Genomic DNA, 11612 nt, shown 5'->3' on the forward strand with positions numbered 1-11612 from the left:
CGATTCGAGCAATACCATACGGCCAACAATCCCCAAAGGTAAGTCTTGACTTGCTTGTTGAAGCTATGCCCCTGCGCTGTTCCTGCTCTGCCCGTGCGGCTGGATCCACCAGGGCCGCATTCACTGTGACCGGATCCATAATGCCGGGTCGTCGACGGTATTGCGGTCCGCGTATTTCATTGTTCCTCATCTCTCCAATTGCACTCCCTTTCCCTCGTCCGGATATCAGTGACCGCCGAGCGAATCAAGCCAGCGGCGAAGGTGCGCGGCGGTTTGTGCCGCCTTTTCCTCGACGATCGAGAAGTGGTCCCCCTCGACGTGCTCGACCGGTCCGCGGTGCTGCCAGCCGGGGACGGGGGCGACGTCGCCGAAGCTGCTCAGCGTCTGGGTGGCGCGCAGGTTCAGCGTCGGCGCGGTGATCGGCTCGGCCGCGCGCTCGGCGTATATCCGCACGTAGCCGCCCATGGCGACCAGGGCGTGGTCGTCGACGGGGGTCAGCGCGTTGTCCCGGGAGAGGATCTGGCCGAGGGCGTCGGTGAGCACGCGCCGGTTGAGGTCGGCGTCCTGCGGGGAGTAGGTGTCGATCATCGCGACGCCCGCGAGTTCGTGGCCGTCGTCCTCCAGCCGCCGGGCGACCGCATGGGCGAGCGCGCCACCGGCCGAGTAGCCGACGAGCGCCACCGGGCTGCGTCCGAGTTCCGCCGCGACGGTCGCGGCGAGGGATGCGATCGCCGCTTCCCAGGTCGCCGGCAGGTCGTCGCCCGCGCGCGTGCCGGGCAGCCGCACCGCGCTGACCTGTCGCTCGCCGCCCAGTTCGCGGGCGAGACGGGCGAACTGGTGCGTGCCCGACCCCGCCAGGAACGAGGGGAGGCAGATGAGCGCCGGCGCCGTGGCGCCGCGCGCCAGGAGCTGGACGGCCGGGCGCCGCGCACCGGCCTCGGCGGCGGAGTAGGTCGTCATCAGGGCCGAGCCGGCCGTCAACAGGGGCAGCGCCCCGGCCAGTTCGCCGCGGCGGTGCGCCGCCGACACCAGGTCGGTGATCGTGCCGCGCGCGCCGGCCGGTGGCTGCTCGGCCACCCCGGTCTCGCTCTCCTCGATCCGCGAGCGCACCAGTTTCGCCACGTCGGCGACGGTCGGCTGGTCGAAGACGAGCGTCGGCGGGAACGTCAGCCCGGTCAGCTGTGCGAGCCGGTTGCGGAACTCGACGGCGCTGAGGGAGTCGAAGCCGAGCTCCGTGAACGGCGCGTTCGGGTCGACCGCGTCGCCGGACGGGTGGCCGAGGACCGACGCGGCGACCGTGCGCACCTCCCGCAGGACCATCGCCTCGGCGTCGGCGTCGGAGCCCGCGGCCAGCTGCCGCGCCAGGCCGAGACCGGCACGCGCGGCGGCCGGGGGGACCCGGACCAGGTCGCGCAGGACCGCGGGCAGGGTGCCGCCGCGTGCCAGGGCGGTGAGCGCCGCCGTGTCCAGCAGGGCCGTCGTCGGCGTCGCCCGGTCGCTCGCGAGCGCCTGGTCGAACAGGGCCGTCCCGGCCTCTTCGTCGATCGGGACCAGGCCCAGTCTGGTCCGGATCTGGCGAGCGTACTGCTCGGCGCCGTCCCCGCTGAGCGCCTCCGCCATGCCGACGGTCCACAGTCCCCACGCCAGCGAGTGCGCGGGCAGGCCCGCGCTGCGGCGCACGCGGGCCAGCGCGTCCAGCACGCTGTTGGCGGCGGCGTAGTTGCCCTGTCCTTGTCCGCCGAGCATCGGCGCCGCGGACGAGAACAGCACGAACGCCGACAGCTCCAGGTGGCGGGTCAGCTCGTGCAGGTGGAGTGCCGCGTCGGCCTTCGGCGCCAGGACCCGTGTCGTCTGCGCGGCGGTGAGGGTGTCGAGCGTGCCGTCCGCCAGGACGCCCGCCGCGTGGACGACGGCGGTCAGCGGGGCATCGGCGTCGATGCCGGCCAACAGTGCCTGGAGCGCGCCGCGGTCGGTGACGTCGCACGCCTCGACCCGCACGTGGGCGCCGAGGCCGGTCAGCTCGGCGGCCAGGCCGGCGGCGCCCTCCGCGGCGCCGCCGCGCCGTGACACCAGCAACAGCCGGCGTGCGCCGTGCGCGGCGACCAGATGCCGGGCGACGATCGCGCCGATGCCGCCGGTGCCGCCGGTGATGAGCACCGTGCCGCGGCCGAGCGGGAGCGGCGCCTCGGGCCGGGTGACGGGCAGCGGCCGCAGGCGCGGGGCCAGGAGCCGGCCGCCGCGCACGGCCAGGTGGGGTTCGTCCTGGGCCAGGGCGGCGGCGAGCGTCCCGACCGGCAGGGCGTCGCCGTCCTGGTCGATGAGGAGGAAGCGGCCCGGGTGCTCGGACTGCGCGCTGCGCACCAGGCCCGCCACGGCGGCACCGACCAGATCGGGTTCCTCGCCGGGCAGTCCGGCGGATGTGCGCGTCAGGATCACGAGCCGCCCGGGGTGTTCGGCGCTGATCCACCGTTGCAGCAGGCGCAGCGTCGTCAGTACGCCGTCGTGTACGTCCGCCGCGCCGGCGCCGGTCCTCCGGGGCGCCGGCCAGACCACGGTGTCGGGCGCGTCGCGCAGCACGGGCAGGTCCGCGAGGTCGGCGCGGCTCGCCGGCGGCTCGGCGGCCTCGACGGCCGCCGGGTCGCCGAGCACGACCAGGCGCCCGGTGTCCGCTCCGGGGACGGTGGGCACGGCGGTCCACTCGATGTCGAACAGCGGCGGCGCGCCGCGCAGTTGGGCCAGCGCCCGCGGCTCGACGGGGCGTACCCGCACCGTGTCCATGGTCAGCACCGGGGCGCCGGCCGCGTCGACCGCCTCCACGCGGAACGTGTCCGGTGCGACGCGGGTGACGCGGGCGCGCACGGCACCGGCGCCGGACCGGTCCAGCTGGACACCGTCGAAGGCGGACGGCAGGGGCACCCGGTCGCCGGGCCCGTCCTCGGCGAGCCGGCCGGCCGTCGCGTGGAACACGGCGTCCAGCAGCGCCGGGTGGACCCCGAAATCGGTGGCGTGCGCCGCGGTGCCGGGGTCGAGCGCCAGGTCGGCGAAGATCTCGTCCCCGCGCGTCCATGCGGCGCGCACGCCCTGGAAGGCCGGGCCGTACCCGAAGCCGAGGTCGCCGAGCGCGCGGTACAGCTCCGCCACGTCGAGCGGGTCACCCGCCGGGGGCCAGGCCCGGGACCAGTCCGGCGCCGCCGCCGGTGCGGCGGGTGCGAGCAGGCCGCGGGCGTGCGGCGCCCAGGTGTCGCCGGCGCGGGAGTGGACGGTCAGGGGCCGGTGCCCGTCGGCGTCGGGTGCGCCCACGGTGAGTTGCAGGTCCGCGCCGCCGTCGGCCGGGAGGATCAGCGGCGCCTCGACCGCCAGTTCCGCCAGGCGCGGTACGCCGAGCCGGGCACCGGCGGCCAGCGCCAGTTCCACGAGTGCGGTGGCCGGCGCCACGGCCGTGCCGAAGACGGTGTGGACGGCGAGCCAGGGGTGGGTGCGCGTGGAGAGCCTGCCGGTGAACAGCCACTCGTCCGTGCCGGCGAGCTGCATCTGGGTGTGGAGCAGCGGGTGGCCGGCGGAGTCGGCACCGGCGAGGGGCGCGACGGCCTCGGCCGGCCGCAGCCAGAACCGTTCGTGCTGGAAGGGGTAGGTGGGCAGCGTGGTCCGGGTCCTGGGCCGGGCGCCGAAGAACTCCGTCCACCGCACCGGCCGCCCCGCGCAGTCCGCGGTCGCCAGCGCGGTGACCAGCTGCTCGGGTTCGGCGACGGTGCGCCGCGATCCGGCGACCGCCGTCGCGTGTGTGGCGGGGTCCGCCGCCAGGGTGGCGCGGGTCATCGTCGTCAGGACCGCGTCCGGGCCCAGTTCGACGAAGAGGCGCACACCGGAATCGAGCAGGGACCGCACCGCCGGCGCGAAGCGCACGGTCTCGCGCACCTGCCGGACCCAGTACGCGGGTGTCCCCATCGCCTCGTCGGCGACGGCGCCGGAGACCGTGGAGCACAACGGCAGGCGGGGCTCGTGGTACGTCAGTTCCGCGGCGATCCGGGCGAACTCGGGCAGCATCGGGTCCATCGAGGCGGAGTGGAACGCGTGGCTCACCCGCAGCCTGCTGGTCCGCACGCCCTCGGCCGCCAGCGTCGCTTCGAGCGCCGCCACCGCGTCGCCGTCCCCGGAGAAGACAACGGCGTCGGGGGCGTTCACGGCGGCCAGCGAGACGGCGGTGTGGTCCGCCGCGAGCAGTTCCAGGGCCCGCGCCTCCGGCACCGCTGCGGCCAGCATGCTCCCGCCGGCCGGCAGCGCGCCCATCAGCCGGCCCCGGGCCGCGACGAGCCGGCACGCGTCCGGCAGCGACCACACCCCGGCGACGTGCGCCGCGGCCAGCTCGCCGACCGAATGCCCGGCGACCGCGTCGGGGACCACGCCCAGCGACTCCACGAGGCGGTACAGCGCCACCTCGAACGCGAACAGCGCGGGCTGGGCGTACTCGGTGCGGTCCAGCAGGGGTTCGGCGGTCGCGCCGGACATCACGTCCCGCAGCGGATGCTCCAGCTCGGCGTCGAAGTGCGCGCACACCTCGTCGAGCGCGGCGGCGAAGGCCGGGAACGCCCGGTACAGCTCCGTGCCCATGCCGGCCCGCTGCGCGCCCTGGCCGGTGAAGAGGAACGCGGTCGTACCCGTCCGGCCGACGCCGTCGATGAGGCCCGTCCCCTGCTCGTCGGCGGCCAGCCGTGCCAGGGCCGCCAGCAGCGTCTCCCGGTCCTGGCCCACGACGGCGGCGCGCTGGTCGAGTCGCGCGCGGTGCTGCGCCAGCGTCACCGCGACGTCGGTCAGGTCGAGTTCCGGGCGCTCGCGCAGCGTGTCGTGCAGCCGGTGCGCCTGGGCCCGCAGCGCGGCGGGCGTCTTCGCGGAGAGCAGCAGCGGCAGGGCCGCCGGGCGGGTCGGGGCGGCCGGCCGCGGCGGGGCCGGGGGCGCCTCCTCGAGGATCACGTGCGCGTTGGTGCCGCTGATCCCGAACGACGAGACCCCCGCCCGGCGCGGACGCTCCGTGGCCGGCCACGGTTCGGCCTCGGTCAGGATGCGGACCGCGCCCGCCGACCAGTCCACGTGCGGCGAGGGCGCGTCGACGTGCAGGGTGGACGGCAGCGTCTCGTGCCGCAGCGCCTGCACCATCTTGATGACGCCGCCGACACCTGCCGCGGCCTGGGTGTGCCCGATGTTCGACTTGAGCGATCCGATCCGCAGCGGCTCGGCGCGGTCTTGTCCGTAGGCGTTGATCAGCGCCTGCGCCTCGATCGGGTCGCCGAGCGTGGTGCCGGTGCCGTGCGCCTCCACCGCGTCCACCTCGGCCGCGCTCACCCCCGCGTTGCTGAGTGCCTGCGCGATCACCCGTTCCTGGGAGGGGCCGTTCGGTGCGGTCAGGCCGTTGCTCGCACCGTCCTGGTTGACGGCGCTGCCGCGGATCACGGCCAGCACGGGGCGCCCGTTGCGCCGCGCGTCGGAGAGCCGCTCCAGGGCGAGTACGCCGACGCCCTCGGCCCAGGAGACACCGTCCGCGCCGTTCGCGAACGCCTTGCAGCGTCCGTCGGGGGAGAGCGCCCGCTGCCGGGAGAACTCCAGGAACAGCAGCGGGGTCGACATGACCGTCACGCCGCTGGCCAGGACCAGTGACGTCTCTCCCGCGCGCAGGGCCTGCACCGCCAGGTGCAGGGCCACCAGCGACGACGAGCACGCGGTGTCCACCGTCATGGCGGGGCCTTCCAGGCCGAGGGCGTAGGAGACCCGGCCGGAGACGACGCTGCCGGCCGATCCGGTCGCCAGGTAACCGTCCGCGGCGCCGTCGGCGGCCTCGCGCGCCGTGTAGCCGTAGTCCTGGTACATGACGCCCGCGTACACCCCGGTGTCGCTGCCGCGCAGGGTGGTCGGATCGATGCCGGCGTCCTCGAGCGCTTCCCAGGACGCTTCGAGCAGCAGTCGCTGCTGCGGGTCCATCGCCGCGGCCTCGCGGGGGCCGATGCCGAAGAAGGCGGCGTCGAAGTCGCCCGCGGCGGGCAGGAATCCGCCTTCCCGGCTGTAGATCCTGCCCGGTTTGCCGGGGTCGGTGTCGTACAGGTTCTCGACGTCCCAGCCGCGGTCGTCCGGGATCGGGGTGATCGCGTCGACGCGCCCCTCGATCAGCTCCCAGAGCTGGTCGGGGGTGTCGGCGCCGCCGGGGTAGCGGCAGCTCATGCCGACGATCGCGATCGGTTCGTCGGCCGGGGCCGTGGTCCGGGGCCGGGCCGGGGCGGGGCGCGGCCGGGACGGCTCCGCGTCGTCGACCCGGGTGCGCAGGAAGCCCGCGACCGCGGCGGCGGTCGGGTAGTCGAAGACCAGGGTGGAGGGGAGCGGGACGCCGGTGGCGGCGGTCACCTTGTTGCGGAACTCGACGCCGCCGAGCGAGTCGAAGCCCAGTTCCGTGAACGGGGTCTCGGGGTCGATGGCGTCACCCGACTCGTGGCCTAGGACCCCGGCGACGATCGCGCGGACCTCGTCGCGGATCAGCGCCTCCCACTGTTCGGCGGGGGCGTCGAGCAACCGGGTGCGCAACGGGCTGTCGCCGGCCCGGCCGCGCGCCGGGAGGTGGATCAGGCCGCGCAGCAGCGCGGGCAGGGTGCCGAGGCGGGCCAGCGCGGTGAGGGCGGGAGTGTCGAGCACCGCGGTCATCAGCAGCGGGTCGCCGGTGTGCAGCGCGGCGTCGAACAGCTGCATACCGGTGTCCGGCTCGATCGGGGAGAGCCCGAGACGGGTGCGGATCCGGCGCACCAGGTGTGCGCCGCCCGGCTCGTTCAACGCCTCGGCCATGCCGCGCTTCCACAGCCCCCACGCCAGCGAGTGCGCGGGCAGGCCGGCGCTGCGGCGGGCCTGGGCGAGCGCGTCCATCGCCGCGTTCGCGGCCGCGTAGTTGCCCTGGCCCGCTCCGCCGAGCAGCGGCCCGGCGGAGGAGAACAGCACGAACGCCGAGAGGTCCAGGTCGCGGGTGAGTTCGTGCAGATGCCAGGCGGCGTCGACCTTCGGGGCGAGGACGCGGTCCACCTGCTCGGCGGTCAGGGTCTCGACGGTGCCGTCGTCGACCACGCCCGCGGTGTGCACGACGGCGGTCACCGGGGCGTGCTCCGGTACGGAGGCCAGCAGCGCCCCGACGGCGGCGCGGTCGCTGACGTCGCACGCGGCGACGCGTACGGCGGCGCCGAGTCCGGTCAGTTCGGCGACCAGTTCCCCGACACCCGGTGCGTCGGCGCCGCGGCGCGAGACGAGCAGCAGGTCGCGCACCCCGTGCCGGGTGACGAGGTGGTGCGCGGTGACGGCGGCCAGCCCGCCCGCGCCGCCGGTGATCAGGACGGTGCCCTCACCGAAGGGCTTGCCGGCCGGTGCGGCGGTGGTCGTCCAGGTCAGCCGCGGTGCCAGCAGGGCGGCGCCGCGGAGCGCGAGTTGCGGTTCGTCCGTGGCGAGCGCGGCGGCGATGTGCTGGTGCAGGCCGGTGGGGTCGCCGGCGTCGAGGTCGAGGGTGACGATGCGCCCCGGGTGTTCCGATTGCGCGCTGCGGACCAGGCCGCGGACGGCCGCCGCGGCGGGGTCCGGCGTCTCACCGGGCAGCCCCGCCGCGTTGCGGGTCAGGACGGTCAGCGTCGCGTCGGCGCAGCCCGGCGCGGAGAGCCAGTCGCGCAACACCGCGAGGGCGTCGTGCACGGCCGCGCGGACGGCCGCGGGGACGTCGGCGCCGTCCGCAGGCGAGGTCCGGGGCGTCCAGAGGACGGCCGCGCCAGGCTCTCCCCCGCGGGCCGCGAAGTCCGCGGCGTCCGCGTACGTCTCGGCGCAGCCCGCGACGGGCCGGCCCAGGGCGACGAGGCGCCGGGGCGCCGCCGCGGCCGCCGGCAGCGCCGTCCAGTCGAGCGCGTAGAGCGGGCTGCGGGCCCCGGCGAGGGCGCGCGCCTGCGCGGGGCGGGCGAGCACGGCGTCGATGGACAGCACCGCGGCGCCGGTGGCGTCGCAGGCGTCGATACGGACCTTCTCGGGGCCCGAGCGGATGATGCGGGCGCGCACCGCGGTGGCGCCGGGCCGGTACAGGCGGACGCCGCCGAAGGAGAAGGGGAGCGGCAGTTCGCCGTCGGGCAGGTCGGCGGCGAGCACGTCGATGACGGCGTGGAAGGTCGCGTCCAGGAGCGCCGGGTGCACCCCGAAGCCGGCCGCCCGGCCCGCTGTGGTCTCGTCCAGGGCCACCTCGGTGAAGACCTCGTCCCCACGGGTCCAGGCGGCGCGTACGCCCTGGAAGCCGGGGCCGTAGCCGAATCCCAGGTCGGTGAGCCGGTCGTAGAGCCGCTCCGCGTCGACCGGCGCGCCGTCGGCGGGCGGCCAGTCGGGGCCGGTCCAGGCGGGCGCCACGTCGTCGGCGGGGGCGAGGGTCCCGGTGGCGTGCAGCGTCCACTCCGGCTCGCCGGGGTCGGGCGCGGTGGCGCCGGTGGCGGTGCGCGAGTGGACCGACAGGCGCCGGCGGCCGGTGTGGTCGGCCTCGGTCACGGAGAGCTGTACGTCCACGGCGGCGGCGCCGTCGAACAACAGGGGCGCCGACAGGACGAGTTCGTCCAGGACGGGCAGGTCGAGGCGGCGGCCCGCGGCCAGCGCGAGGTCCACGAATCCGGTGCCGGGCAGGAGCACCGACCCGAAGGCGGCGTGGTCGCTCAGCCACGGCTGGTCGGTGGTGGAGAGCCTGCCGCTGAACAGCCATGCGTCGCGGCCGGCGAGCGGCGCGGCGACGCGCAGCATCGGGTGGTCGAGCGCGGCGAGTCCGGCGCGGCCCAGGTCGCCGAGCGCGCCCTCGTCGGGCCGCACCCAGTAGCTGCGGTGCTGGAAGGCGTAGCCGGGCAGGTCGAGGTGGGCGGCCGGTCCTTCGGGGGCGAGCGGCGTCCAGTCGACGGCGGCGCCCGAGCAGTGGGCGGCGGCGAGCAGCCGCAGGAACTGCTCGGCCTCGTCGACGGTGCGCCGGGCCGCCGCGGCGACCAGTGAGCGGGAGGCCACCTCGTCGGTCAGGGTCTGGCGGGTGAGTGCCGCCAGCACCGCGTCCGGGCCGACCTCGACGAACCGGCGCACACCGGCGTCGGCGAGGGCGCCCACCGCGGGGGCGAACAGCACGGCCTCGCGCACCTGGCGCACCCAGTACCGCGGGGTCAGCAGTTCGGGGCCGGCCGGTGCGCCGGTGACCGTGGAGCACACGTCGATGCGCGGTGCCCGGTAGGCCACCGAGCCGGCGACCTGTTCGTACTCGGCGAACATCGGCTCCATCAGCGCCGAGTGGAAGGCGTGACTGACCGTCAGGCGATGCGTCTTCACGCCCTCCCGCGTCAGCCGCTCCTGGAGTGCGGCGATCTCCGCGCTCGCGCCGGAGAACACCGTCGCGGCCGGCGCGTTCACGGCCGCCAGGCTGACCGTCCCGGCCGCGGCGATCTCCCGCGCCCGCTCCTGCGGGAGGGCGGCGGCGAGCATCGCGCCGCCGGACGGCAGGGCGCCCATCAGCCGGCCGCGGGCGGCGACGAGCCGGCACGCGTCCGGCAGCGACCACACCCCGGCCACATAGGCCGCGGCCAGTTCACCGATCGAGTGCCCGACCACCACGTCCGGGGTCACACCGAAGGACTCCAGGAGGCGGTACAGCGCCACCTCGAACGCGAACAGCGCGGGCTGGGTGTACTCCGTCCGGTCGAGCGGGGCCGTGCGCCCGCTGGCGTCGGCGCTGTCCCCGGCCCCCTCGCTCCCGCCGAACATGATGGCGCGCAGCTCCACGCCCAGCAGGGCGTCGAAGTGGCCGCACACCTCGTCCAGGGCGGCGGCGAACACGGGGAACGCGGCGGCCAGTCCGGCGCCCATCCCGGCCCGTTGCGCGCCCTGCCCGGTGAACAGGAAGGCCGTCTCGCCGGTGGTGGCGGCGTCCGACACCACCTGCGGGGAGTCCTCGCCCGCGGCCAGGGCCGTGAGGCCGGCGAGCAGGGCGGCCCGGTCGGCGCCGAGCACCGCGCCGCGCCGGCCCAACTGGGCGCGGGTACCGCTCAGGGCGGCGGCGATGTCGGCGTCGGCCGCCTCGGGATGGTCGGCGAGCCAGGCCAGCAGCCGGCCGGCCTGGGCCCGCAGCGCGCTCTCCGATCTCGCCGAGAGCAGCCACGGGGCCGGCGGGGTCGAGGGGCGCGCCGACGTCTGTGGTGCCGCGGGGGCGCCGTCGCGCGGCGCCTCTTCGAGGATGACGTGAGCGTTGGTCCCGCTGATGCCGAAGGACGACACACCTGTACGCCGGGGGCGGTCGAGTTCGGGCCACGGCTGAGCCTCCGTCAGCAGCCGCACCGTCCCCGCCGACCAGTCGGCCTCGGAGGTCGGCTCGGCCACGTGCAGCGTCGGGGGCAGGACCCCCGCGCGCATCGCCATGACCATCTTGATCACGCCCGCGACGCCCGCCGCGGCCTGCGTGTGGCCGATGTTCGACTTGAGGGAGCCCAGCCACAGCGGATGGTCCTCCCCCCGGGCCGTGCCGTACGCGGACACCAGCGCCCGCGCCTCGATCGGGTCGCCGAGCCGCGTGCCCGTACCGTGCGCCTCCACCGCGTCGACGTCGGCGGCCGCCAGGCGGGCGTCGGCGAGCGCGGCGCGGATGACCCGCTCCTGCGCGGGCCCGTTCGGCGCCGTCAGCTGGCTGCTCGCGCCGTCCTGGTTGACGGCGGAGCCGCGCAGCACCGCGAGCACCCGGTGCCCGTTGCGCTGGGCGTCCGAGAGCCGCTCCAGCACCAGCACGCCGACGCCCTCGGCCCAGCCCGTGCCGTCCGCCGACGACGAGAACGCCTTGCACCGCCCGTCCGGCGCGAGGCCGCGCTGCCGGGAGAACTCGACGAACGTGCCCGGTGTCGCCATCACCGTCACGCCGCCGGCGAGCGCCATCGAGCACTCACCCTGGCGCAGCGACCGGGCGGCGAGGTGCAGCGCGACGAGCGAGGACGAGCACGCGGTGTCGACCGTCACCGCGGGACCTTCGAGACCGAAGGTGTAGGACAGCCGGCCCGACGCGATGCTGCCCGCGCTTCCGGTCAGCAGGTAGCCCTCGAACTCCTCCGGCGCCTCGGGGGTACGCGATCCGTAGTCGTCGTACATGACGCCCGCGTACACGCCGGTGCGGGTGCCGCGCAGCGTGGTCGGGTCGATGCCCGCGTGCTCGAAGGCCTCCCAGCCGGTCTCCAGGAGCAGCCGCTGCTGGGGGTCCATCGCCGCGGCCTCGCGGGGGCTGATGCCGAAGAACTCGGCGTCGAAGCGGTCGGCCTCGTACAGGAACCCGCCTTCGCGGCAGTACGAGGTGCCGAGGCGGGCCGGGTCCGGGTCGTACAGCTTCTCCAGGTCCCAGCCGCGGCCCTGCGGGAAGGGGCCGACCGCGTCGCGGCCGGCGCTCAGCAGCTCCCACAGCTCCTGCGGGGTGGTGACACCGCCCGGGAGCCGGCAGGCCATGCCGACGATCGCGATCGGCTCGTGGGCGCGCTCCTCCAGCTCCTGCACCCGCTGGCGGCTCTCCCGCAGGTCGACCGTTGCCCGCTTGAGGTAGTCGCGAAGTTTCTGCTCGTTGTCCATGT

General features: G+C 75.9%; 1 protein-coding gene. It reads right to left on the bottom strand.

Features of this window, described 5'->3' with window-relative positions; translation table 11 throughout:
* Positions 1-225 precede the first annotated feature (225 nt).
* On the bottom strand, positions 226-11610 hold the full coding sequence (locus ABZY33_RS16085; protein WP_356492184.1) for a type I polyketide synthase: 11385 nt from the start codon (positions 11608-11610) through the stop codon (positions 226-228).
* Between the last annotated feature and the right edge of the window lie 2 nt (positions 11611-11612).

It is taken from the genome of Streptomyces sp. NPDC006552, from assembly GCF_040611655.1.
Taxonomy (GTDB): domain Bacteria; phylum Actinomycetota; class Actinomycetes; order Streptomycetales; family Streptomycetaceae; genus Streptomyces.

Excerpts from the sequence above, each read along its gene's own strand:
- ABZY33_RS16085 (WP_356492184.1), bottom strand. The coding sequence starts at position 11,610 with ATGGACAACGAGCAGAAACTTCGCGACTACCTCAAGCGGGCAACGGTC.